This is a genomic window from Curtobacterium pomorum, assembly GCF_044497295.1.
Classification (GTDB): domain Bacteria; phylum Actinomycetota; class Actinomycetes; order Actinomycetales; family Microbacteriaceae; genus Curtobacterium.
The window spans coordinates 1623997-1648173 of record NZ_CP172409.1 but is presented as its reverse complement, the minus strand read 5'-3'; the positions used below and the strand labels follow the sequence as shown (position 1 = coordinate 1648173).

24 protein-coding genes and 1 riboswitch are annotated in these 24177 nt (G+C 72.8%); of the genes, 7 read left to right on the top strand and 17 right to left on the bottom strand.

All coding sequences use genetic code 11. The features are described 5' to 3' along the window. Positions 1–3 precede the first annotated feature (3 nt). Positions 4–1899, top strand: coding sequence for an AMP-dependent synthetase/ligase (locus ACGH48_RS07970; RefSeq protein ID WP_396290944.1), 1896 nt, complete (start codon positions 4–6; stop codon positions 1897–1899). Between the two features lie 110 nt (positions 1900–2009). Here ACGH48_RS07970 and ACGH48_RS07965 read toward each other — a convergent pair whose 3' ends face one another. From ACGH48_RS07965 to ACGH48_RS07955, 3 genes are all read right to left on the bottom strand, one after another. After that, positions 2010–2141 (bottom strand): hypothetical protein, encoded by a 132-nt coding sequence (locus ACGH48_RS07965; RefSeq protein ID WP_260233057.1) that lies wholly within the window; start codon positions 2139–2141, stop codon positions 2010–2012. 125 nt (positions 2142–2266) lie between these two features. Then, a complete protein-coding gene (locus ACGH48_RS07960) occupies positions 2267–2770 on the bottom strand; it encodes a peptide deformylase (protein WP_396290943.1) in 504 nt (167 codons plus the stop codon). Between the two features lies 1 nt (position 2771). Next, a complete protein-coding gene (locus tag ACGH48_RS07955) occupies positions 2772–6182 on the bottom strand; it encodes a pyruvate carboxylase (protein ID WP_396290942.1) in 3411 nt (1136 codons plus the stop codon). Between the two features lie 60 nt (positions 6183–6242). Here ACGH48_RS07955 and ACGH48_RS07950 point away from each other — a divergent pair, with 60 nt between their 5' ends. Next, entirely contained in the window at positions 6243–7064 is an 822-nt protein-coding gene (locus ACGH48_RS07950; protein WP_111085803.1) for a ParA family protein, read from the top strand. Positions 7065–7451: 387 nt separating this feature from the next. Here ACGH48_RS07950 and ACGH48_RS07945 read toward each other — a convergent pair whose 3' ends face one another. The 5 genes from ACGH48_RS07945 to ACGH48_RS07925 form a co-directional block, all read right to left on the bottom strand. Continuing rightward, positions 7452–8012 carry a MerR family transcriptional regulator gene (locus tag ACGH48_RS07945; protein WP_123312967.1) on the bottom strand — a complete coding sequence of 187 codons (561 nt, stop codon included), beginning with the start codon at positions 8010–8012 and terminating at the stop codon, positions 7452–7454. 184 nt (positions 8013–8196) lie between these two features. Then, complete coding sequence (locus tag ACGH48_RS07940) at positions 8197–8901, bottom strand: MerR family transcriptional regulator (RefSeq protein WP_123312968.1); 705 nt, start codon at positions 8899–8901, stop codon at positions 8197–8199. Then, the gene (locus ACGH48_RS07935; RefSeq protein WP_111085805.1) at positions 8901–9380 is read right to left on the bottom strand and encodes an FHA domain-containing protein; all 480 of its coding nucleotides are present in this window, start codon (positions 9378–9380) and stop codon (positions 8901–8903) included. The genes ACGH48_RS07940 and ACGH48_RS07935 overlap by 1 nt, the downstream gene beginning before the upstream one ends. 113 nt (positions 9381–9493) lie before the next feature. Continuing rightward, the gene (locus ACGH48_RS07930) at positions 9494–10498 is read right to left on the bottom strand and encodes a FecCD family ABC transporter permease (protein ID WP_396290941.1); all 1005 of its coding nucleotides are present in this window, start codon (positions 10496–10498) and stop codon (positions 9494–9496) included. A 2-nt stretch (positions 10499–10500) separates the two neighbouring features. Continuing rightward, positions 10501–11535 (bottom strand): iron ABC transporter permease, encoded by a 1035-nt coding sequence (locus ACGH48_RS07925; protein WP_123312969.1) that lies wholly within the window; start codon positions 11533–11535, stop codon positions 10501–10503. A gap of 178 nt (positions 11536–11713) precedes the next feature. On the opposite strand from ACGH48_RS07925, the gene ACGH48_RS07920 reads away from it, so the two are divergent. Then, the gene (locus tag ACGH48_RS07920; protein ID WP_396290940.1) at positions 11714–13252 is read left to right on the top strand and encodes a S1C family serine protease; all 1539 of its coding nucleotides are present in this window, start codon (positions 11714–11716) and stop codon (positions 13250–13252) included. A 43-nt stretch (positions 13253–13295) separates the two neighbouring features. On the opposite strand, the gene ACGH48_RS07915 is transcribed toward ACGH48_RS07920, so the two are convergent. Continuing rightward, a complete protein-coding gene (locus ACGH48_RS07915) occupies positions 13296–14453 on the bottom strand; it encodes a hypothetical protein (protein WP_396290939.1) in 1158 nt (385 codons plus the stop codon). 224 nt (positions 14454–14677) lie between these two features. Beyond that, positions 14678–14935 carry a hypothetical protein gene (locus ACGH48_RS07910; RefSeq protein ID WP_396290938.1) on the bottom strand — a complete coding sequence of 86 codons (258 nt, stop codon included), beginning with the start codon at positions 14933–14935 and terminating at the stop codon, positions 14678–14680. Between the two features lie 33 nt (positions 14936–14968). Here ACGH48_RS07910 and ACGH48_RS07905 point away from each other — a divergent pair, with 33 nt between their 5' ends. Then, the gene (locus ACGH48_RS07905) at positions 14969–15331 is read left to right on the top strand and encodes an RNA-binding S4 domain-containing protein (RefSeq protein ID WP_340197122.1); all 363 of its coding nucleotides are present in this window, start codon (positions 14969–14971) and stop codon (positions 15329–15331) included. A gap of 13 nt (positions 15332–15344) precedes the next feature. On the opposite strand, the gene ACGH48_RS07900 is transcribed toward ACGH48_RS07905, so the two are convergent. The 4 genes from ACGH48_RS07900 to ACGH48_RS07885 form a co-directional block, all read right to left on the bottom strand. Next, positions 15345–16319, bottom strand: coding sequence for a DnaJ domain-containing protein (locus tag ACGH48_RS07900; protein WP_396290936.1), 975 nt, complete (start codon positions 16317–16319; stop codon positions 15345–15347). 96 nt (positions 16320–16415) lie between these two features. Further along, positions 16416–17507: a winged helix DNA-binding domain-containing protein gene (locus ACGH48_RS07895; protein WP_396290934.1), complete on the bottom strand. Its 1092-nt coding sequence runs from the start codon at positions 17505–17507 to the stop codon at positions 16416–16418. Then, positions 17504–18250, bottom strand: coding sequence for an aminoglycoside phosphotransferase family protein (locus ACGH48_RS07890; protein WP_340197126.1), 747 nt, complete (start codon positions 18248–18250; stop codon positions 17504–17506). The genes ACGH48_RS07895 and ACGH48_RS07890 overlap by 4 nt, the downstream gene beginning before the upstream one ends. Before the next feature lie 130 nt (positions 18251–18380). After that, on the bottom strand, positions 18381–19283 hold the full coding sequence (locus ACGH48_RS07885; RefSeq protein ID WP_396290933.1) for an NUDIX domain-containing protein: 903 nt from the start codon (positions 19281–19283) through the stop codon (positions 18381–18383). Positions 19284–19364: 81 nt separating this feature from the next. Then, a riboswitch (TPP riboswitch) is annotated at positions 19365–19460 on the top strand. Here ACGH48_RS07885 and thiM point away from each other — a divergent pair. The 3 genes from thiM (at position 19449) to thiD (ending at position 22542) form a co-directional block, all read left to right on the top strand. After that, entirely contained in the window at positions 19449–20309 is an 861-nt protein-coding gene (thiM, locus tag ACGH48_RS07880) for a hydroxyethylthiazole kinase (protein WP_396290931.1), read from the top strand. (Overlaps the previous riboswitch by 12 nt.) After that, the gene (gene thiE, locus ACGH48_RS07875) at positions 20306–21049 is read left to right on the top strand and encodes a thiamine phosphate synthase (protein ID WP_396290929.1); all 744 of its coding nucleotides are present in this window, start codon (positions 20306–20308) and stop codon (positions 21047–21049) included. The genes thiM and thiE overlap by 4 nt, the downstream gene beginning before the upstream one ends. Beyond that, positions 21046–22542: a bifunctional hydroxymethylpyrimidine kinase/phosphomethylpyrimidine kinase gene (thiD, locus tag ACGH48_RS07870; RefSeq protein ID WP_396290928.1), complete on the top strand. Its 1497-nt coding sequence runs from the start codon at positions 21046–21048 to the stop codon at positions 22540–22542. The genes thiE and thiD overlap by 4 nt, the downstream gene beginning before the upstream one ends. A gap of 96 nt (positions 22543–22638) precedes the next feature. On the opposite strand, the gene ACGH48_RS07865 is transcribed toward thiD, so the two are convergent. The 3 genes from ACGH48_RS07865 to ACGH48_RS07855 form a co-directional block, all read right to left on the bottom strand. Next, positions 22639–23148 (bottom strand): metallophosphoesterase, encoded by a 510-nt coding sequence (locus ACGH48_RS07865; RefSeq protein WP_222660663.1) that lies wholly within the window; start codon positions 23146–23148, stop codon positions 22639–22641. After that, positions 23145–23615, bottom strand: a complete 471-nt coding sequence (locus ACGH48_RS07860; RefSeq protein ID WP_185021373.1) for a MarR family winged helix-turn-helix transcriptional regulator — start codon at positions 23613–23615, stop codon at positions 23145–23147. Before ACGH48_RS07860 ends, ACGH48_RS07865 begins: the two co-directional genes overlap by 4 nt. A gap of 82 nt (positions 23616–23697) precedes the next feature. Beyond that, positions 23698–24159, bottom strand: coding sequence for a VOC family protein (locus tag ACGH48_RS07855; protein ID WP_123292436.1), 462 nt, complete (start codon positions 24157–24159; stop codon positions 23698–23700). Positions 24160–24177: the final 18 nt, after the last annotated feature.

Genomic DNA, 24177 nt, shown 5'->3' with positions numbered 1-24177 from the left:
ACCGTGAACGATCAGCGACCCGTACCCGGCACCGAGGCGTCGACCGGGAGGCACGCATCGCGTCCGACCAGCGGCCCCGTCGCTCCTGACCACGGCTCCGCAGCGCGGCTGCTGGGCGACCGCGCCCGACTGACGCCGTCGCGTCCGATCCTGGCCCAGCGCCACGGTGACACGTGGACGACGATCACCGCCGGCGAGGTCCTGGAGCGGGTCCGCGGCATCGCGAAGGGCTTCGTCGCCGCCGGTCTCGAGCCCGGCGCCCACGTCGCCATCCTGTCCCGCACGCGCCTCGAGTGGACCCTCGTCGACTTCGCGGTGTGGACCGCGGGGCTGGTCTCCGTCCCCGTCTACGAGACGAGCTCCCCCGACCAGGTCCGGTGGATCCTCTCCGACTCCGAGGCCGTCGCCATCGTCGTCGAGCAGGAGGAGCACGCGCGTCGGGTCGCCTCGATCGCACCGGACCTGCCGCACCTCGGACAGCACTGGACGATCGACGGCGGTGGGCTCGACGACCTGACCCGGCTCGGCGAGGACGTCACCGACGACGAACTCGACGCCCGGACGGCGACCGTGCACGGCCACGACGACGCGACGATCATCTACACCTCCGGGTCGACCGGACGCCCGAAGGGGTGCGTCCTGCGGCACGACAACTTCACCGCGACGGTCGAGAACGCCAGCGTCGCGATGCCCGAGGTCGTCGCGGACGGCGCCTCGACCCTGCTCTTCATCCCGATGGCCCACGTGTTCGCCCGGTTCATCGCGGCGATGTCGGTGTCGGCCGGTGTCCTGGTCGGCCACGAGCCGGACACGAAGGACCTCATGCAGGCGGTGTCGTCCTTCAAGCCGTCGTTCCTGCTGGCCGTCCCCAGGGTCTTCGAGAAGATCTACAACGCGTCCGAGCAGAAGGCCGACCTCGGCGGCAAGGGGAAGATCTTCCGGGCCGCGGCGGACACGGCGGTCGCGCACTCCGAAGCGCTGGCCGCCGGGCGGGTGCCGCTCGTGCTCGGCCTGAAGTTCAAGCTCTTCGACAAGCTGGTCTACGCGAAGCTCCGGAACGCCCTCGGCGGTCGGACCGAGTACGCGGTCAGTGGTTCGGCGCCGCTCTCACCGCGGCTGTCGCACTTCTTCCGGTCGATCGGCGTGCTCATCCTCGAGGGCTACGGGCTCACCGAGACGACGGCCCCCGCGACCGTGAACCGCGCTGGAGAGCTCCGCATCGGCACGGTCGGCCGCGCGCTGCCCGGTGTCGAGATCCGGATCGCCGACGACCAGGAGATCCTGATCCGCGGGGTCGACGTGTTCGACCGTTACTGGCGGAACGACGAGGCCACGGAGCACGCCTTCACCGACGACGGCTGGTTCCGCACGGGCGACCTCGGGCGGCTCGACGCCGACGGGATCCTGACGGTCACCGGCCGCGCCAAGGAGCTCATCGTCACCGCCAGCGGCAAGAACGTCGCCCCCGCACCGCTCGAGGACGGCATCCGCGAACACCCGCTCATCGGACAGGTCGTGGTCGTCGGCGAGGGCAAGCCCTTCGTCGCCGCCCTCGTGACGCTCGACCGCGAGATGCTCCCGGGGTGGTGCGAGAGCCGCGGGATCACTCCGGCGCTCTCCGCGCACGAGGCCGCGTACGACGAACGCGTGCTCAGCGCCGTGCAGGAGGCCATCGACACCGCGAACGGCCGGGTCTCACGAGCCGAGTCGGTCCGGTCGTTCACGATTCTGGACACCGAGCTGTCCGAGGGCTCCGGACACCTGACGCCGAAGCTCACGATCAAGCGGTCGGTCATCCTCCGCGACTTCGCGGCGGACATCGACCACATCTACTCGGGGTCGAAGGTGCAGACGACCGCGACGCCGGTCATCGAGGAGCGTCGCGGGCGCCGCGCGTAGCGCCCCATCGTCTCGGCGTACCGGGGCGTTTCGGGCGTACCAGGTCGTTTCTTCTGACCAGGTACGCCCGATTTCGCCAGGTGCGCGCGGGATGCAGGTGCGCGCGGGGCTCAGGCCTCCGGCGACTGCTCCGTCGCAGGGGCGTCGAGGACGGCGGTCGCACCGGTGGCGACGGTGGTGTCGGCCGGACGACGGTTGGTGCGGGTGCGGTGGGAGCTGAGCTCGTCAGTCTGACTGGTCATGCGGGAGTCCTGGGGGGATGGGATCGTCGTCGGTGGGAGGCCGACGCCGATACGGTACCGCTTCGTCAGGACAAAGCGACAATCCCCCGTGGGGGTGTCATGAGCAGGTGCTCAGCGGCACCCGGTCAGTGGAACCACTCCTGCGCCCGGATGTCCCGCAGCGCCTGCCGCCGGACCTCGGGATCGAGCGTCATCACGTAGACGGTGCCGTCGAGGTGGTCGACCTCGTGCTGCAGTGCCTCGGCCATCAGCCCGGTGCCCTCGAGCACCACCTCGGCGCCGTCGACGTCGACGCCGCGGACCTTGGCGTAGGGGTGTCGTCTCGTCGGGTAGCCGAGGCCGGGGACGGACAGACACCCCTCCTCCATGAGTTCCGGCTCCCCCGAGACCTCGACGATCTCGGGGTTCAGGACGTAGCCGACCTCGCCGTCGACGTTGTAGGAGAACGCGCGGAGGCCGACGCCGATCTGCGGCGCGGCCACGCCGGCGCGGCCGGGCTCCTTGACGGTGTCGATCAGGTCCTGCACGAGGTCGCGGACCCCGCTCGACCCGAGTACGGCCGGAGCGATCGGGTCGGCGGGCGAACGGAGGACGGGGTCGCCGAACAGGCGGATGGGACGGACGGTCAATTTACTGCAGCACCACCAGGAGGTCGCCGGCGTCCACCTGCTGGGTCACCGGGATCGCGAGACGGCCGACGGTACCCGCCACGGGCGCCGTGATGGCCGCTTCCATCTTCATCGCCTCGATGCTCGCCACGGCCGCTCCGGCCTCGACGACGTCACCGACGGCGACCTTGAGCGTCACGACACCGGAGAACGGTGCAGCGACGTGCTTCGGGTCGGACTTGTCGGCCTGCTCGGCGACCTTCGTCTCGACCTCGATCGACCGGTCACGGACCGAGACCGGGCGGAGTTGCCCGTTCATCGTCGCCATGACCGTGCGGATGCCCTTGTCGTCGACCTCACCGATCGCCTCGAGCCCGACGAACAGGTTGACGCCCTTGCCGAGCGGCACGACGTGCTCCTGCCCGGGGCGCAGCCCGTACAGGTAGTCGACGGTCGGCACCACGGACAGGTCGCCGTACTGGTCGCGGACGCGCTCGAACTGCGCCGTGGGCTGCGGGAACAGCAGTCGGTTCAGCGCCTGCTGACGCTCGGGCCCCGGGGTGTCGAGGTGCGCGCGCTCGGCGTCCGGCACCGGCGTGATCTCGAGGCGGACGTCGCGGCCCGCCAGGACCTTCGTCCGGAACGGCTCCGGCCACCCACCCGGCAGATCGCCGAGCTCGCCGGCCATGAACCCGACCACGGAGTCCGGGATGTCGTACTTGTCCGGGTTCTGCTCGAAGTCGGCGGGGTCGGCATCCACCGCGGCGAGCTGCAGCGCGAGGTCGCCGACCACCTTCGACGACGGCGTCACCTTGGTCGGGCGTCCGAGGATCCGGTTCGCCTCGGCGTACCAGTCCTCGACCTGCTCGAACCGGTCGCCCAGGCCGAGCGCGATCGCCTGCTGGCGGAGGTTCGACAGCTGACCGCCGGGGATCTCGTGCTTGTAGACACGACCCGTCGGCCCGGGCAGCCCGGACTCGAACGGGGCGTAGGCCCGACGGACCGCCTCCCAGTACGGCTCGAGGTCGCCGACCGCGTCGAGGGACAGGCCGGTGTCGCGCTCGGTGTGCGCCAGGGCGGCGACCAGGGCGGACATGCTCGGCTGACTGGTCGTACCGGCCATCGGCGCCGAGGCGACGTCCACCGCGTCCGCGCCGGCACGAGCGGCGGCGAGGAGCGTCGCGAGCTGACCGCCGGCGGTGTCGTGCGTGTGCACGTGCACCGGCTGGTCGAAGCGCTCGCGCAGCGCACCGACGAGCTTCTCGGCGGCGCCGGCGCGGAGCAGGCCGGCCATGTCCTTGATCCCGATGACGTGCGCGCCGGCCTCGACCATCTGCTCCGCGAGGCGGAGGTAGTAGTCCAACGTGTACAGATCCTCGGCAGGATCGAGGAGGTCGGCGGTGTAGCAGAGCGCCGCTTCGGCGACGGCCGTGCCGGTCGCGAGCACCGCCTCCAGGGCCGGTCGCAACTGGCTGACGTCGTTGAGCGCGTCGAACACGCGGAAGACGTCGACGCCCGTGGCGGCGGCCTCGGCGACGAACGCGTCCGTCACCTCGGTCGGGTACGGGGTGTAGCCGACCGTGTTGCGGCCGCGCAGCAGCATCTGGATCGGGATGTTCGGCATCGCCTCGCGCAGCGAGGCCAACCGCTCCCACGGGTCCTCGCCGAGGAACCGGAGGGCGACGTCGTACGTCGCCCCGCCCCAGGCCTCGACGCTGAGCAGCTGCGGCGTGAGCCGCGCGACGTACGGCGCGACCGCGACGAGGTCCTTCGTGCGGACGCGCGTCGCGAGCAGCGACTGGTGTGCGTCGCGCATCGTCGTCTCCGTCACCGCGAGCCGGGTCTGGGCGCGGAGTGCCCTCGCCCACTCGGCAGGGCCGCTCGCCAGCAGCAGGTCGCGCTGGCCCTCGGGCACCGGGGCGCTGAGGTCGAGGGCGGGGAGCTTCGCGCTCGGTTCGGTGACCAGCGGCGACCGCTCGCCGTTCGGCTTGTTCACCGTGACGTCGGCCAGCCAGTTCAGGACCTTGGTGCCGCGGTCCTTCGACACGTGGCCGCTGAACAGCTGCGGGCGCTCCTCGATGAACTTCGTCGAGACGTCGCCCCGGGCGAAGTCCGGGTCCTCGAGCACCGCCTGCAGGAAGGGGATGTTCGTGCTGACGCCGCGGATCCGGAACTCGGCGAGGGCGCGCTTCGCACGGGCGACCGCCGTCGGGAAGTCGCGTCCGCGGCACGTCATCTTGGCGAGCATCGAGTCGAAGTGCGGGCTGATCTGCGCACCGGTGGCGACCGTGCCGCCGTCCAGGCGCACGCCGGCGCCGCCGGGGCTGCGGTAGGTGGTGATGCGGCCGGTGTCCGGGCGGAAGCCCTGCGTCGGGTCCTCGGTCGTGATGCGGGTCTGCAACGCTGCCCCGTGCACGGCGACCGTGTCCTGCGACAGGCCGAGGTCGGCGAGCGACTCGCCCGAGGCGATCCGCATCTGCGACTGCACGAGGTCGACGTCGGTCACCTCTTCGGTGACGGTGTGCTCGACCTGGATGCGCGGGTTCATCTCGATGAAGACGTGCTGCCCCTCGCGCTCGCCTTCGGTGTCCAGCAGGAACTCGACGGTGCCGGCGTTGACGTAGCCGATCGACCGGGCGAAGGCCACGGCGTCGCGGTGCAGCGCCCGCGCGATCGCGGGGTCGAGGTTCGGCGCCGGAGCGATCTCGACGACCTTCTGGTTGCGACGCTGCACGGAGCAGTCCCGCTCGAACAGGTGGATCGTGCCCGCCTCGGTGCCCGTCGCGTCGGCGAGGATCTGCACCTCGATGTGCCGGGGCCGGATCACCGCCTGCTCGAGGAACATCGTCGGGTCGCCGAACGCACTGTCGGCCTCGCGCATCGCCGCTTCGAGCGCAGCACGGAGCTCGGGCTTCGTCTCCACCCGGCGCATGCCGCGACCGCCACCACCGGCGACGGCCTTGGCGAACACCGGGAACCCGATGGCGTCGGCGCCGGCGAGGAGCTCCTCGATGTCACGACTCGCCGGGGTGCTCGCGAGCACCGGCACACCGGCCGCGATCGCGTGCTCCTTCGCGGTCACCTTGTTGCCGGCCATCTCGAGCACGTGCTCGCCCGGGCCGATGAACGTGATCCCCGCTGCGGCGGCCGCGGCGGCGAGCTCCGGGTTCTCGGACAGGAATCCGTACCCCGGGTAGATCGCGTCGGCACCCGACTCGCGCGCCACGCGGATGATCTCGGAGACGTCCAGGTACGCCCGGACCGGGTGGCCCCGCTCACCGATCAGGTAGGCCTCGTCGGCCTTCAGACGGTGCAGGGAGTTCCGGTCTTCGTACGGGTAGACGGCGACGGTGCGCGCCCCCAGTTCGTACGCGGCACGGAACGCACGGATGGCGATCTCACCACGGTTCGCCACGAGGATCTTGCTGAACACGACGTCCCTTTCAGCCCGGGTTGAGGTGAGACAACCCTAGTGGCGGTAACGTTGCTGATCGTGCATGTACTCAGCGTGAGCTCCCTCAAGGGTGGTGTCGGCAAGACGACGGTGACGCTCGGCCTGACTTCGGCCGCCTTCGCCAAGGGACTGCGCACGCTGGTGGTGGATCTCGACCCGCAGTCCGACGTCTCCACGGGCCTCGACATCAACCTCGCCGGACACCTCAACGTCGCCGACGTCCTCGAGAACCCGAAGGAGAAGATCGTCCGTCAGGCGATCGCCCCGTCAGGGTGGACGAAGGGGTCGCAGGGCAAGATCGACGTGATGGTCGGATCGCCCTCCGCGATCAACTTCGACGGGCCGCACCCGTCGATCCGCGACATCTGGAAGCTCGAAGAGGCGCTGGCCAACGTCGAGCAGGACTACGAGCTCGTCCTCATCGACTGCGCGCCGTCGCTGAACGCCCTCACGCGCACCGCGTGGGCAGCGTCCGACCGCGTCACCGTCGTCACCGAGCCCGGCCTGTTCTCCGTCGCCGCCGCCGACCGCGCGCTCCGGGCCATCGAGGAGATCCGCCGCGGTCTCTCCCCCCGCCTGCAGCCCCTCGGCATCATCGTGAACCGCGCCCGCGTACAGTCGCTCGAGCACCAGTTCCGCATCAAGGAGCTCCGCGACATGTTCGGCCCGCTCGTGCTCTCCCCGCAGCTCCCCGAGCGCACCTCGCTGCAGCAGGCGCAGGGTGCCGCGAAGCCCCTGCACGTGTGGCCGGGCGAGTCCGCGCAGGAGATGGCGCGCAACTTCGACCAGCTGCTCGAGCGCATCATGCGCACCGGCAAGATCGGCCCGTACGCCGACGGTGCGGGTGCGGCCGGCGCGTAGGCGGTAGGTCGTCCGGCGTCGGAGTCGTTCGGCGCTGGGGTTGCGACGCGCCGGGGTCGTTCGGTGCCGTGTGTGCGACGCGCCGCTCGCGTTCGCCGAGGTTCCAGGACATGCCGCTCAGGTTCACCGAGGTTCCACTCCCGAGCCCCGGGCGCGCCGAGGTTCCGAGATTTCGGAACCTCGAGGGCGCACGGTCAGGACTCCCGTCCGAGTCTCGCGCCCGAGTGTTGCGCCTGCTGACGTCATGCGGTCGTTCGCTCGCAGGCGCGAGGTTTCAGGACACGCCGCTCAGGTTCGCCGAGGTTCCACTCCCGAGCCCCGAGCGCGCCGAGGTTCCAAGATTTCGGAACCTCGGGGGCAGGCGTCGGGGCGGGCGCGGACCCGGCGTCAGGACGCGCGGGAAGCGCGACGAGCGGCGAGCTCGTCGGAGGGGTCGGCCGCCGCGGTGGCGTCGAGCTCGACCAGGGAGGTCTCGACCTCGCGCAGGACCTTGCCGACGGCGATGCCGAAGACACCCTGGCCGCGGGACACCAGGTCGATGACCTCGTCGTCGGAGGTGCACAGGTACACCGAGGCGCCGTCGGACATCAGGGTCGTCTGGGCAAGGTCGGACACGCCCGACTCGCGGAGCTGGTTCACGGCGGTGCGGATCTGCTGCAGCGAGATGCCGGTGTCGAGCAGGCGCTTCACGAGCTTGAGCACGAGGATGTCGCGGAAACCGTAGAGACGCTGCGACCCGGAGCCGGCAGCACCGCGGATGGTGGGCTGCACGAGTTCGGTGCGAGCCCAGTAGTCGAGCTGACGGTACGAGATGCCGGCTGCACGAGCGGCGACGGTGCCGCGGTACCCGTTCTGCTCGTCGTGTTCGGGGAGGCCGTCGGTGAAGAGCAGCCCGAGGTCGTACCGCGTCGTGTCCGACTCGGTGCCTGGGGTGTCGTTCCCACTCATGCGCTTGCCTTCCACGACGATCGAGCTCCCACCCGAAGGTTCAACGACGGGTTGAGAGTTGTTCCGAGGTCAACGGTAGCGACTCCGACCGCTCCCGCGCGGGACATCCGACTCGGCGCGTCCGGCGTGTCGAGGATACGCCCCACGCACTGACGCACAAGCCCCCGCGGAGCACCGGAACGGATCATGCGTCGAGACGACCGATCGCCGCGCGGATGAGGCTCGAGCGGATGACCTCGAGCTGGACGGCGATCTCACGTGCCAGTTCGGTGGCCTTCGCCCGCGACGTGGCGTCGCCCCGGCGGGACACGGGCATGAGCGCGGATTCGATGAGCCCGACCTCGCGCTCGGCGGTGCTGCGGAGCGTGCGCAGGTGGCGCGGCTCGATGCCCGTCCGCTGCAGCTCGACGAGTGCCTTGAGGACGGACACGCTGTCCTCGCCGTAGGTCTCAGTGGCGGGGAGTAACGAGGCGGAGACCGCGTCCGCCAGGAGCATCGGGGACGCTCCGGCCGCGCGCGCGGTCTCGTCGCGGGTGTACCGACGTTCGCGCCCGAGGATCGAGGGGCGAGGGGCGTCCCCACCACCGGGCAGGACCGGTTCGCGCCCCGCGTCGAGGTCGGCGAGGTAGTCCTTGATGACCTTGAGCGGCAGGTAGTGGTCGCGCTGCAGGCCGAGGATCACCCGGAGGCGGTCGACGTCGGCCGCCGAGAACTTGCGGTACCCGCTGGCCGTGCGGATCGGCGTGACGAGCTCACGCTCTTCGAGGAAGCGCAGCTTGGAACTCGACAGGTCCGCGAACTCGGGCTTGAGGCGAGCGAGGACCTGCCCGATCGTGAGCAGGTCCGGTGCCGCTGACCCCGCCCGGGCCGCAGCGGACCGTGCGGCCACTACGCGTTCGCCAGGCGCGCCAGGTCGACCCGGGACGCGTAGAACGTCAGACGGAACTTGCCGACCTGGACCTCGGCCCCGTCGGTGAGCGGCGCTTCGTCGATGCGTGCACCGTCGAAGTACGTGCCGTTCAGCGAGCCGTTGTCCTTGACCGTGAAGGCCGTGCCCTGCCGCAGGAACTGCGCGTGCTTGCGGGACACCGTGACGTCGTCGAGGAAGATGTCGGCGTCGGGGTGTCGACCGGCCGTCGTGACGTCGGAGTCGAGGAGGAACCGCGCACCCACGTTCGGACCGCGGCGCACGACGAGCAGCGCCGATCCGGACGGTAGGGCGTTGACCGCCTCGCGCTCTTCGGCTGAGACACCGGACTCGGCGGTGAGCGCCGCGCCCATGTCCATGCTGAAGGTCAGCGTGGTGTCGACCAGCCGCTGCTCCGGGGTCTTCTGACCGTCGGGCTGCGGGACCACTGGATCTGGCATCGGTGGACCTCCTCCTCTTGGCCCACCAGCGTATCGGAAAGGAGGGCTCCAGCGGCAGCCCCGAACTGGGCCTGTGGACGATCGTCCGCGGTGCGCGAACGCGCGGTCCGGGTTCAGCGACCGCGCGCGAGCAACCAGAGCAGGTACGGGGCGCCGACGACGCCCGTGACGACACCGACGGGCAGGGCGTTGCCGGGGATCGCGAACTGGGCGATGAGGTCGCTGCCGAGCGTGATCGCCGCCCCCACCGCGGCGGCCGGCCCGAGGGCGACGCGGCCGGCCCCGACGAGGCGACGGGCGATCGGCGCCGCCATCAGCGCGACGAACGACACCGGCCCCGCCGTGGCCACCGCGGCGGCGGTCAGGCACACCGCGGTGAGGAGCAGCAGCACCTTCGCGCGGTCCGGTCGGAGCCCGAGGGCCGCCGCGACCTCGTCGCCGAGCGTCAGGACGGTCAGGCGCGACGACTGCAGCAGGGCGAGCAGGAACAACACGACGAACGCGACAGCGAGCACCCCGACCAGGTTCCGGTCGACGGCGTTCAGGCTCCCGGACAGCCAGAGCAGCGCGGTGCCGGCCTGGGTGACGGTACCGCTGGTGAGCATCCACCCCGTGATGCTCAAGCAGATCGCCGCGACGCCGATCCCGACGAGCACGACCCGGTTGCCGGTGATCCCCCGGCGCCAGGCCAGTCCGGCGATCACGACCGAGACGACCACCGCGCCGACGAGCACGACCGAGAACAGGGTGCCGCCGGAGGCCCCGAACAGCACGATCGCGGTGAGACCCGCCGCACTGGCACCCGAGGTGATGCCGATGACGTCCGGGCTCGCGATCGGGTTGCGGACCACGCTCTGCACGATGGCGCCGGCGACTCCCAGGCTCGCGCCGACCAGCACCGCACCGAGCACCCGCGGACCGCGCAGCTGCCCGATGACGAAGTCCGAGATGCGGTCGCCCTGACCGAACAGCGAGCCGGCCACCTGCTCCGGGGTGAGCGGGATCGAACCGACACCGAGTCCGACGAGCACCAGCGCGACGAGCACGACGACGACGGCCGCCAGGACCACGAGCTCGCGCCGGACACCGACGAGCGCGCCCCGAATGGACGTCGACACCGTCACAGGCCCCGCACCGCCCTCGACCGCACGAGCGCGATGAACACCGGCGCACCGATGAGCGCCGTGACGATGCCCACCTGCAGCTCGCCCGGGTACGCCACGACGCGCCCGATGACGTCGGCCACCAGCAACAGCGCCGGAGCGACGATCGCGGAGAGCAGGATCGTCCACCGGTGGTCGGGGCCGCTCAGGCGACGGACGGCGTGCGGCACGGCGAGCCCGACGAACGCGACCGGCCCGGCTGCGGCCACCGCGGACCCGGCGAGCAGCACCGTCACGAGTCCGCCGACGGCCCGCACGAGCACCACGCGCTGTCCGAGCGACGCCGCGAGCTCGTCGCCGAGGGCGAGGGTGTTGAGCGACCGTCCGAGGCCGAACGCGATCACGAGACCGATCAGCACGGGGGCCGTGATGATGCCCGCGGTGCCGAGGTCCTTGCCGGCGAGGGCACCGACCTGCCAGAACCGCAGCTGGTCGAGCAGGCTCGCGTTCGTCACGAGCACCGCGGTCGTGATCGACGAGAGCGCGGCGGCGACCACGGCGCCGGACAGCGCGAGGCCGACCGGTGACAGCCCGCGGCGGGCGACGGCGGCGATCCCGTAGACGAGCAGTGCCGCCAGGGCAGCGCCGACGAACGCGAACGGCAGGTAGGCGGCCGTGCCGCTCACCCCGAACAGCGCGATGCCGGCCACCACGGCGAGGGCTGCCCCCGAGTTGATGCCGAGGACGCTGGGGTCGGCGAGCGGGTTGCGGGTCACCCCCTGCATCACCGCGCCGGCGACACCGAGGGCCGCACCGGCGAGGAGCCCGACGACGGTGCGCGGGACGCGGTTGCCGAGCACGATGAGCCCGACCTCGTCGTTGCGCCCCGGGTGCAGGACGGTGTCGAGCACGGTGCCGAGCGGGATCGGCCGGGATCCGTAGGCGATCGACAGCGCGCACGCCACGGCGAGGACGACGACGGCCAGCACGGTCGCCCCGACCAGGCGGGAGACGGAGGCGGGCGCCGGAGGCGCGGACGTGGAGGAGCGCATGGGGAGTAAGGCAACCCTAACGGACGCCCACGCGACCGACCGGGCAGCGCACTCGGCGTCCCCCGAGCAAGCCCGGAGCATCCGCTGGGTCCGTTCATAGGCTCGTCATCGGATCGCCGCCTGTACTGGTCTCCATCGACACCCGCCCGGGTCGTCGAGGGACGACCGGAGAGCACCGATGAACGAGACCCCGAACCCCGCCGCCGACGCCGACCGCGAGCACGACGAGCAGGGCAGCGCCCGGACCGACGGCGCGGAGCAGCAGCGGCAGCAGCAGGCGTACGGGATGCGCTGGGAGGCACCGCACGCCGACCCCGCCACCCTCCGTCCGGCCTACGCCTTCGACGGCTCCGGCCCGTACCTGTACGGCCCGGACGGCTCCGGCCCGTACGCCTACTCCCCCGACGGCCGCGGCCCGTACCTGATCGGCAGCCCGGCGCTCACCGGCACCCACCACGCCTGGGCGCACACCGCGGCGACGGCGAACCACCCGGGCGCGGTCACGAAGCGCCCGCGGCGCCTCGGCCTGATGATCGGCTCCGGCATCGCGGCACTCGCCATCGTGGGCGCCGCCGGCGGCACCGCACTGGGTCTGTCCTCGCAGAGCACGACGACCACGTCGAGCCAGTCGCAGGGCACCACGACGCTGCCCGACAGCGGGTCCGGTACCGGCGGTACCGGCAGCAGCGACGGGACGAACGGCTTCACGGTGCCCGGCGACGGCACCGGGAGCGACAGCGGCACCGGGAGTGACAGCGGCACCGGGACCGGGACCGGGACCGGGACGACCCAGTCCCCCGCCACCGCTGCGACCGCCGCCCAGAAGAAGGGCGTCGTGACGATCAACACCGTCCTGAACTACGACGAGTCCTCGCAGGCTGCCGGCACCGGCATGATCCTCAGCGCGAACGGCACGGTCCTGACGAACAACCACGTCATCCAGGGCGCCACGAGCATCACCGTCACCGACGAGACCACGAACAAGGAGTACAAGGCCGACGTGGTGGGCACCGACGCCACGAACGACGTCGCCGTCCTGAAGCTCGAGAACGCGTCCGGTTTGTCCACCGTCACGCTCGACGACGACGGCGAGCCGAGCACCGGCGACACCGTCACCGACGTCGGCAACGCGGAGGGCACGGGCAACCTCGTCGCCGCCGAGGGCACGGTCACGGCCACCGACCAGGACATCCAGGTGCAGAGCGAGTCCGGCACCGGCACCGAGTCGCTGTCCGGTCTGATCGAGATCGCGGCGGACATCGTCTCCGGCGACTCCGGCGGCCCCGTCGTCGACAGCGAGGGCGAGGTCGTCGGCATGGCGACCGCGGCGTCCTCGGGCACCGCGGACGTCACCGGGTACGCCATCCCGATCACCACCGCGAAGGCGATCGCCGAGAAGATCCTGGACGGGGAGTCGTCGAGCACGATCACCATCGGCCTGCCCGCGTTCCTCGGGGTCCAGGTCAGCAGCACCGCGGGCACGACGAGCGGTGTGGCCGTCGCCGGCACGGTCGAGGGTTCCGGTGCCGCGAGCGCCGGTCTGGCCGAGGGCGACACGATCACGAGCCTGGGCGGGACCACGGTCACGACCTCGGACGAGCTCACCGCCGCCGTGCAGTCGCACTCCGTCGGTGACAAGGTCGTGGTCGGCTACACCGACAGCACCGGCGCCGCCAAGACCGTCACCGTCACCCTGACCGCCGGCCCGGCCGCGTAAGCAGGAGCACGAGCACCACCCGAAAGCGCAGGCGAGCAGCCGTTCAGCCGAGCAGCGCCCGCACCACCGACCGGTACACGTTGGCCGGGGAGTCCGTCTGGAAGACGGTCTCCCCGGCCTCCGTCTTGCCCACCCGCGCGAAGCCGATCCCCTCGGCGCGCACGATCGTCACGGGCTTCGGCTTGCCCGGCCGCCGCAGGTACGACACCGTCCACGGCGCCGCCCAGAAGCGCGCGAGCCGCGGGTCCGCCTCGACGAGTGCCTCCGGCAGGTCCGGCGCGTCGGAGCCGCCGGCCAGCCGGCGGCCGAGCAGGTGCCCTGGCAGCGACCCCGTGCGGAACGGGAAGGTCCACGTCGGACCGATGCCGAGCCTCCCGGCCGTCAGCGCGACCGCCCGGTCCGGCGTGACGGACGCGACCACCGCGCCCGCCTCGGCGGTCCCGTCCACGACGGTCTGCGACCAGGCCTGGAGGCGCGACTCGCCTCCGTCGGGCAGGTGCTGTTCCAGCGTGACCGGCTGGGCATCGCCCTGCCACGGTTCGAGCAGCGTCTGCGTCGACTCCGGCAGCGTGCCGAGCCGGCCGACGAGACCCGCCTCGATGAGTTCGCGGCCCGCCGCGGTGCGGAGGAGCGTCGGGTTCCAGCGACGTCCGGCGAGGCTCTTGAGCGTGCCGACCGCGTCGGCGCTCAGGCGGGGGCCGTCGAGCTCCGGGCCGGGCACCGGGGCGGGCAGTGGTTCGAGGTCCCGCTCGGGGCGGACCGGGGACGGTTCGGTGGCGCGGACGCTCTCGAGGACGGCGAACACGAGTTCGTCGGTCTCGAGGAGTCGCGCCAGGGGCCGTTCGATCGTCAGGTCGACGCGGTGCCGGCCGGTGACGAAGAGCAGGTGTGCGCCGGCGACGTCGCCGTGTTCGTCGGGACGGACGTACTCGACCAGGCGCGCGGGAGCACCGGCGGCGGTCCAGGTGTCGCAGCCGACGAGCAGCAGGCCCTCGACGGAGCCGGGCAGTCTCGCGAGGAGCCCCGTGTTCTCGTCGCCGATCGCACGGTCGCTGGGGCGGGATCGGACGGTGAGGACGATGTCGTCGCCGGTGACGCGCAGGTCCGCCTGGGCTGAGTCCTCGCGGCGCCACTGGTCGGGGCGGCGGAGGGTGAGGCGGGCGGTGCGGTCCTCGGTGCCGAGCGGGACGGGGACTGCCATGGCACGAGGCTACGTCGGGTGCGGGGCGCGGAGGGGTGCGGCTCGCCGTGTGGGCGCGGGCGGGTGCGTGCGCCTCGCACGGTGCGGGTCTCGTCGCAGGGTGCGAGGTTGGCGGCTCCGTGCAGCGCAGCAAGCTCGCACCGAGCAACCTCGCTCGCACGGCCTGACGAACCCTGCACCGTGCGAGCGCGACCAACGGCGCACGAACCTCGCACGGTGCGAGGTCAGCGGCGGGGCGTGCGCGGGGCCGGGGGCGGTGGGACGGGCTTCGCGGCGACGACGTCGTCGAGCCGGACCTCGACCGGGCCGCGGCGGGTGGCGATCGTCACGGTGTCGGGGGTGCGGGCGACGAGGTCCCCGAGGGCGTCCTGTGCACCGTCGCCGTGGTGCGCCCGGACGACGAGCCGGTCCCCGATCGCGGCGGCGTGCAGCACGCCGAGCGCTCGGGCCCGCGCGATCGCCGCCTGCTCCCCGGTGCTCACCCGCCCAGCGTAGGGGCCGCCTAGAGTGAGGGGATGGCCAAGGCTCGCGTGGACAGCTGGATCTGGGCGGTGCGGATCACCAAGACCCGCTCCGCTGCGACCGCCGCGTGCAAGGCCGGGCACGTCCGGGTGAACGGCGAGCGTGCGAAGCCTGCGCAGCCGATCGGCCCCGGCGACGAGGTCCGGGTGCGGCAGAACGGCTTCGACCGGATCGTCATCGTCACGGGCATCATCCTCAAGCGGACGAGTGCGCCCGAGGCCGCGAAGCACTTCGAGGACAAGACCCCACCGCGGCTGTCCAAGGAAGAGGCGGGGTTCGTCCCGATGCGCGACCGCGGTGCCGGACGCCCGAGCAAGCGGGAGCGCCGCGACCTCGAGAAGCTCCGCGGCTACTGACCCCCGCCGCACCTCAGACGAAGCGGACGGTCTGCTGCAGGCGGTCGCGGATCTCGAACACGTCGACCGATCCGGGCGGGGACCACACGCCGTTCAGGACCTGCCCGAGCGCACTGCGCCGGACGACGAGCGCGGTCGGCTTCTTCGGGGAGCCGACGAGCTGCACGTCGACCTCGACGGCGGAGTCCGGCACGACGAGCAAGCGGCCGGTGAACCGCACCCGGGTCTGCTTCTGCACGGCACGGGCGGCGCGGACGAGCTCCTTGACCGGTCGTTCCCCCGGCGCCAGGGTCTCGCCGACGATGTCGCCGTGCTCCACCCGCACCGGGGCGCCCCAGTCGATCGACTCGACGGCCCAGAGTCCGCTCGGGGTCAGGACGGCGTGGTCGAGCTTGCCCTCGGCGCCGGCGTCCAGGTCGTGCCACACCGTCACGCCGATGCCCATGTCCGAGACGATCGAGGCGGTGGCCTCCTCGGCGAGTGCTTCGCCGAGCAGCCGCCGGATGTGCCGGGGCGCGGACCGGATGAGGGTGGGGTCGTAGGGGTCCTCGATGGGGTCGCCGAGTCCGACCCACTCGCGTTCCGCCTGCAGGAAGACCTCGCGGGAGCGTCCGCCGGGGTGTCCGTGGGACCGCGCGCGGGGGCGGGTGTCGCGACGGGCTGACGGAGGTGCGTAGGCGTCGCGACCGGAGTCGGGCCTCCCGGTAGACGAACCGGACGAAGCGGACGCACCGGACGTGCTGAACGGCCCGGTACCGCTGCTGCCGAACGAGCCGCGGGAGCCGGCGTCGTAGGCGCGGCGTGCAGCGGGCGTGCCGATGCGTTCCCAGGCGAGCTGGACGCGCCGGAAGTGCTGCGCGTCACCGCCGAGGTCGGGGTGGGATTCGCGGGCAGCGCGCCGGTAGGCGCGGCGGAGCGCGTCGTCGTCGGCGGTCGCGGGGACGCCGAGGACTTCGTACGGGGTGGCGTCGGCCGGGCTGTCGGTCATGGCCCTGCGACATTACCCGAGGCAGGGTACGAGTCCGCCGCGTGGTTGCTGGGGACGGTCTGGAGGAACGGATGGACTCGACCTCACCGGCTGCGGTCAGCGGCTGGTCGCCTCCACGACCCCGAACGCGACGGGCGCGTCGAGGAACCGCGCGTACCGCTCGGCGGCCGCCTCGAGCGCGCGCACCGCAGCGGTGTCGAGTGCCGCGAAGGGCGTGACGGTGACGAGGACCCCGTCGGCGCGCTCGGTCCGCTTCCAGGTGCCGACGACCCGACCGCGGACGACGGCCATGGGCAGGAACACGCCGTTGGCCCCCGGCACCACCCGGTCGGCGTGTGCGGGGTCGAGCTGGGCGGAGCGGTCGGCGTACCCGAGCAGGTACTCGTCGAACCCGGGCAGCAGGTGCCCGGTGGGTGTCCCGCCGGTGGTGGGACGGTCGGCCAGCGCGAGGAGTCCGTCGCCGAGGTCCTCGACGGCGTCGCCGGCTGCGGCTCGGGCACGGCGGAGGTCGCCGAGCGGGAGCTTCGTCCAGCCGGCGGCGTCGGTCTCGGTGGCGGGACCCCGGCCGCGCAGGTAGCCGACGAGGACGCGGCGGAGTGCTTCGTCGCGGTCGGGGACCTCGGCGGCCGCCGGCGCCCACTCGTCGAGGAGCACGAGTCCCTGGCCGACGCGGGCGGTGGGTCCCCAGGCGACGAGTCCCTCCTGCGAGAGCTGCAGCAGCAGGTGGTAGCCGCGCCCGGCGGCGGGGTCGATGCCGGCGGCGCGGTACTCCTCGAAGAGTTCGTCGCGGACGAGGGCACGACCGCCGGAGAGTGCGGCGACGGTGGTGTCCCGCGCTCGGTCGAGCAGGGGCCGGTCGATGCCGAGTTCGGTGGCACGCCGGGCGATGCTCCGCAGGGTCCGTTCGGCGGTCAGGGAGAGCAGGAGTCGCAGGTCGTCGGGGCGCACGGCGTGCAGGGTGCCCCGCATCGGCCAGGAGCGGACGAGTGCACCGCGGTCGAAGGCGGCGCGGACGTCGTCGCGGGTCGCTCCGGGTGCGCGGACCCCGATGGCCCAGAGCGCCTGGCCGAGGTCCTGCCCCTGCACGGCGGTCATCCGCTCGACGGCGGCGGTGGGGTCGAGCCCGGGGACCGCGATCCCCTGCGCGGCGAGCCGCAGGGTGCGGAGCTGCGCAGGGGTCGAGGTCACGCGACGGCGGCGGCGATGGCGTCGGCGTGCTGCTCGAGGTAGGCGACGTCGGCCCGGTACAGGTCGGCGTGCCCGTGTGCCAGGTCGCTGACGAACTTCGGGTTGCCCGCGGCGGCCTCGGTCTCCATGGTGGTGACCATCGCGACGAGGGACGCGGTCATCGTCTCGGCGAGGACGCTGCGGGAGCGGGCGTCGAGGTCGTAGGCACGGCAGAACTCCGCGGCACGGGCGAGCCGGTCCTCGAGGGCGGGCGCGGTCATGCCCTCGACGGCTCCGGTGGTGAACGGGGCGAACCGGTACACGGCACTCGCGACGTCCCACACGCGGGGCCCGGGGTGTGCGGTGTCGAAGTCGATGAGCCCCACGGCCTGGATGCCGTCGTAGACGCAGTTGTACGGGGCGAAGTCGCCGTGCACGATCGTCTCGACGGGTGTCCGCTCGGCCTGGGACCAGCAGTCCCGCGATGCGTCCAACGGATAGGTGGCTGCGGCGTCGTGGAACTGCCGGAGCAGCCGGGCGCTCGTGACGAGGGCGGCTTCGCTCGCGACGTCCTCGGTCCACGGGTACTCCCCCGCGACCCCGGGGACGAACGACACCGTCTCGAGGGTGTCGCCGTGCTCGATCGGCTCCGGTGCCGCGACGAACCCCTGTTCGTGCAGGTGTGCGAGCAGCCGGTGGACGGTCGGTGTCCACGGCCCGGCCGGGCGGTGGACTCGGTCGTCGGCCCTGGTGATCCGCTCCATGGAGAACCTCCTGTGTGTGCGTCTCCGTTGACGTCCGGCCAGCGTACCGACGAGTGGGTCCGCTCGTGACACAGCGGTGTGAACAACACGTCACGGCGAGTGACACGGCGCGCCGGGCCACGCCGCCCCGCTAGGACTGGTCGCGCAGCCAGGACGGTCCGTGCACGACGGCGCCGATCGCCTCGACGCGGGCTCGGAGGCCACGGTCGGCGGTGACGACCACGACGGGTCCGTCCCCCGCGTCCACCGCGGACTGCGCAGCCGACACGATCGCGTCGTCGCCGGAGCCCGGAGCCTGCACGACCTCGACCGGTCCGGACCCGTCGGTCCCGTCCGCCGAAGCGCCACGGGCTGCACCCTCGAGCACCACCGTCCACCGCGGCCACCACCGGGTGAACGGCAACGCGAGCAGGTCGGCCGCCACCCCGGACGCGGCGAGCGCCGTCACCGACGACAGCAGGCGCGCAGCGGCACCCGCGCGGTCCTTCCACCACCCGTCGGGCACGCTGCCGACGACGTTCGCGGCGTCGACGACGATGTGCGGCGTGGTGGTGATGGACGCGCGGAGGGCCGGCCACGACCTGCCGAACCCCGGGTGCAGCGGGAGGTCGTCGACGTCGTCGACGGGGATCCAGGAGAGCGCGATGCTCTCGCGGTCCGCGATGACCGGTTCGAAGGGCCGGGAGGCGCGCCCCACGACGGTCGTGTAGGTCCAGAACCCCAGGTCGAGCAGTGCGGTGTGGCGCAGGTCGACGCCGTCGTGCGGCACCCCGGCTTCCTCCGCGGACTCGCGGAGTGCGCCGGTGACGGCGTCCTCGCCCTGGTGTCGTGCGCCGCCGGGGATGCCCCAGGTGCCGCCGTGGTGGCTCCACTCGACGCGGTGCTGCAGGAGCACGCGTCCGGCGCCGTCGTCGACGAGCAGTCCGGCGGCGCCGAAGAGTCCCCAGGCCTTGGTGCCGTCGGGGCCGACCGCCCAGGCGTCGCCGGGGTCGCGGGGGCCCGGGGGCGGTCCGGGAGGCGTGGTGTCTGGCACCCGTCAACCCTGTCACACGGGGCCGGACATGTGACCGGAGACGACGGCCGGGGCACGACGCAGCGGCTCGTGTACGGTGTCGCTCGAGACACGGGGTGCCGCAACCAGCGGCTGAGATCACACCCGTCGAACCTGCTCGAGCTCGTACTCGCGAAGGGATCGTCCATGGAGACCGCTGCGCCCTCCCCTGATTGGGCCCACCGAACCGCCGAACTGCTCGAGGCCGTCCGTGGCCGGAGTCCGTTGGTGCAGTGCATCACGAACACCGTGGTGCAGAACGTCACCGCGAACGTGCTGCTCGCGCTCGGTGCGTCGCCCGCGATGGTCGACGTCCCGACCGAGGCGGGGCCGTTCGCCCGGGTGGCCGACGCCCTGTTGGTGAACACCGGGACCCCGCACGCGGAACCGCGGGTGGCCGCGCTCGAGGCCGCGCACGCCGCCCGCGACACGGGCACCCCGTGGGTGCTCGACCCCGTCGCCGTCGGCTCGCTGCCGGTGCGCACCGCCCTGGCCCGCGACCTGCTCGGGTTGCACCCGACGGTGCTGCGGGGCAACGCCTCCGAGGTGCTCGCCCTGCTCGGCGACTCGGCCGGTGGCCGCGGCGTGGACAGCACGGTGGGCACCGAGGACGCCCGTCTCGCGTCCGTGCAGGCGTCGACCGGGAGGCTCGTGGCCGCGGTGGCCGTGTCGGGTCCCGTCGACCTGCTGGTCGCGCCGGGCACCGGCGTGGTGCGGGTCGCCAACGGCACCGACCTGTTGACGCGGATCACCGGGGGCGGGTGTGCCCTCGGCGCGGTCGTCGCCGCGTTCACGTCGGTCGCGCCCGACGACGCCGGCGCGGCCGCCGTCGCCGCGACCGCGGTGCACACCATCGCCGCGGAGCTCGCCGCACGCGAGGCCGGCGGGCCCGGCACGTTCCAGCCGCTGTTCCTCGACCGGTTGGCGTCGCTCACCCCGGAGGACGTCGTCCGCGAGGCCCGGATCACGGTCGAGGCCGAGCCTGCGTCCCTGGTGGTGCCGGCATGAGCGGGCCGCGGCGGGACGTCGGCGTCTACCTGGTCACCGACGGCGCGCTGGCCGACCGGCACGGTGTCGGGGTGCTCGGGGTGGTCCGCGCCGCGGTGCACGCCGGGGTCGGGATCGTGCAGGTGCGGGACAAGGACGCCTCGGCCCGTGGCCTGCTCGCCCTGACCGCCGCCGTGGCCGACGCCGTCGGGGACCGCGCGATCGTGGTGGTCGACGACCGGCTCGACGTCGCCCTCGCCGCTCGGCACGCGGGGCACCGGGTCGCCGGGGTGCACCTCGGCCAGTCGGACGTGCCCGTGACGGCCGCGCGGGCGCTTCTCGGGCCGGACGCGCACGTCGGGTTGACGGCGAACACGCTCGAGCACCTGGCTGCCGTCGAGCGGCTGCCCCGCGGCACCGTCGACCTGCTCGGCGTCGGGGTCGTGCACCCCACTGCGACGAAGGCCGACCACCCGCCGGCGCTCGGCCACGACGGGTTCGCCCGGCTGGCCGCCGCGACCGAGGTACGGTGCGTGGCGATCGGCGGCGTCACGCTCGACGACGTCGTGCCGCTTCGAGCAGCGGGCGCTGCCGGGGTCGCGATCGTGTCGGGCATCTGCGCCGCGGCCGACCCGGGATCCGCGGCGGCCGCGTACGTGACCGCGTGGGGCTCTGGAACCGGGCACGGGGCGGAGCGGGGGCGGTCCACCCAGGGTGATCCGTTCCTCCCGGCCTCCTCGCACCACGGGGCGGACTCGTGAACGTCCCGCGCGTCCTGGCCGTCGCCGGGACCGACCCGACCGGCGGCGCCGGGCTGCAGGCCGACCTCAAGGCGATCGCCGCGCACGACGGCTACGGCATGGGGGTGGTGACGGCCCTCGTCGCGCAGAACACGCACGGCGTGCGGTCGGTGCACGTGCCGGACGTCGGCTTCCTGCGGGAGCAGCTCGACGCGGTGTCCGACGACGTGGTCATCGACGCCGTCAAGATCGGCATGCTCGGCACCGCCGAGGTCGTGCGGACCGTGACGGACTGGCTGCGGGAGCACCGGCCGCCCGTGGTCGTCGTGGACCCGGTGATGGTGGCGACGAGCGGGGACCGGCTGCTGGACGAGGACGCCGCCGCCGCGATGGGCACGTTGTTCGCCCTGGCCGACCTGGTCACGCCGAACCGGGCCGAGCTGGCGGTGCTGGCGGAGCTCGCCGGGGCTCCGTCGCGGGCTCCGCTGTCGTCGCTGGATGCTGCGCGGCTCGTGGCGTCGACGTGGGACGTCCTCGTGCTGGCGAAGGGCGGGCACGACGAGGGGCCGACCTCCGACGACGTGCTCGTGTCGCCCTCGGGGTCCGTTCGGCGGTTCACGGCTCCCCGCGTGGCGACGACGAACACGCACGGCACCGGGTGCTCGCTGTCGAGCGCGATCGCGACGCTCGCCGCCCGGCACGGGGACTGGGATCTCGCGGTCGGGGTGGCGAAGCCCTGGCTGACGGCGGCGCTGCAGGGAGCCGATGGGCTGCAGGTCGGGTCGGGGAACGGGCCGATCGACCACGGCGCCGTGATCCGCGCCGCGCTGCCCGTGGTCCCGACCACCGACGTGTGGTGGGACGACGTCGGCTCCCTGCTGCGGTCGACGATCGAGTGCGGGTTCCTCGTGGGGCTGCGGGACGAGACGCTCGATGCGGACGTGTTCGCGGGGTACCTCGCACAGGACGTGCACTACCTGCGGGCCTACGAGCGGCACCTCGCGGGGCTGGCGGCGAGCGCTGCCGGTGCTGCGGCTGCCGCGTTCTGGGCTGCGGCGTCCGAGGGGTGTGCCGCCGAGGCCCGCGACCTGCACCACCGACGCCTCGCCGGCACCCACGCCGACGACCCCGTCCACCCGACGTGCGCCGGCTACCTGGCGCACCTGCAACGGGCGGCGGACTCCGGGTCGGCGGCCGTGCTCGCCGCGGCGGTGCTCCCCTGCTTCCGGGTGTACGCCTGGGTGGGCGTGCAGCTCGGCACGGCGCCGGACGGACACCCGTTCGCGGACTGGATCGCCGCGTACGGCGACGAGGGCTTCGCGGCGTCGAGCGCCGAGGCGACCCGGTTGGTCGAGGAGATGGCAGCAGCCGCGACCCCGGCCGAGCGAGGACGGATGGCGCGGGCGTTCCGCCGCTCGACCGAGTGGGAGCTGGCGTTCTTCGAGATGCCGCTGGGGTTGGGTGCCGGCGCTGGTGCCGGGGTCATTGCCGCGGAAGCGTCACTTCTACGCTGACGACCGCCGACCACCCCGCGAAAGCGACAGATGTCCGCCGATGTTCCGCGGGGACCTGTCGCTTTCGCGAACGGGGTGGCTGGGACGGATCTCGGGTCAGCGCGCGGGCGGCGGCAGGCGAACCAGTTCGACGGTCAGGTCCGCGCCGGTCACCGTCCCGCGCATCCACGTGAAGTCGGGCTGCCGGCGACGATCGGTGGGCGACCCGGGGTTGAGCAACCGTAGGCCCGACGGCGCGACGGTGTCCCACGGGATGTGCGAGTGCCCGAAGACGAGCACGTCGACGTCCGGGTACTCGGCGGCCATCCGGCGCTCCCGGCCCGTCGCGGCGCCGGTCTCGTGCACCAGGGCGAAGCGCAGGTCCTCGACGGCGAAGCGGGCGACGAGCGGGAGCCGGTCGTCGAACTCGGGGCCGTCGTTGTTGCCGCGCACCCCCTCGAACCGGCGCGATCGGGCCTGCACGGCGTCGAGGGTGGCGAGGTCGACCCAGTCCCCCGCGTGCACCACGAGGTCGGCGGCGTCGACGTCGGACCAGAGCGCCGCCGGCAGGTCCTTCGCCCGCTTCGGCAGGTGCGTGTCGGAGAGCAGGACGAACGAGGTCGTCACGTCGACGCGCGCCCGGGCATCGGCAGCCCGGCCTCGTCCGAGGCGCCGAGCCGTTCCAGCAGGCCGGCGAGCAGGGCGATGTCGTCGTCGGACCAGCTGGCGAGCCGCTCCTCCAGCGCGTCGCGGTGCAGTTGCACGGAGCGTTCGAGCGCAGTGCGGCCGGCGTCCGTCGCCTCCAGCGGCTTCGCGTTGCCGGTGCCGCCGTCGGTCGTCCGGATCAGGCCCGTGGCGAGGAGCCCGGAGAGCTGGCGGGAGATCGTCGAGCGGTTCAGGCGCAGGTACCGGGCGATGTCGATGGCCATGCAGCCGGGGTGCTGCACCACGAAGTCGACGAGGGACTGGTCGACGACGCTCAGCGCGTCGTCCGACCCGCGGGCGCGGATGCTCGCACGCCGGGTGATCCGGGCGAGTTCGGTGTACGCCCGGCCGATCTCACTGTTCCGGATCTGGGAGCTCGGGTGGTCCATCGTGGCTCCAGCCTGTCGGTGCCGGCGCCGGCCGGCGGTCTTCCGTGCCGACACCATACCGGGCGGTACGCGAGGTTCGGATTCAGTGGCCGGCGGCTGCGGCCCGGAGTGCGGGGATGTCGAGCTTCTGCATGGTCATCATCGCCTGGAAGACACGGGCGTTCGCCTCGGGGTCGCCCGACCCGGTCATCAGCTCGCCCATCATCGACGGCGTCACCTGCCAGGCGACACCCCAACGGTCGAACAACCAGCCGCACATGCTCGGCTTCCCGCCGTCAGCGAGCAGGGCGTCCCAGATACGGTCGAGTTCGTCCTGCGTGTCCACGTCGACCTGAAACGAGACGGCGTCGGTGTGCGGGTGTCCCGGGCCGCCGTTCATCGCCCGGTACGGCTGTCCGAGCAACGTGAACTCGACGACCAGCGTCGCGCCGTCCGGGGTCTTCGCCACGCTGTCGATCGAGCTGCCGGGGAACAGGTCGACGTAGTACCGGGCGGCTTGCTCGGCCTGGTCGTCGTACCAGAGGAACGGGGTGATGGTGGGCATGTGGCCCTCTTCTCGCGT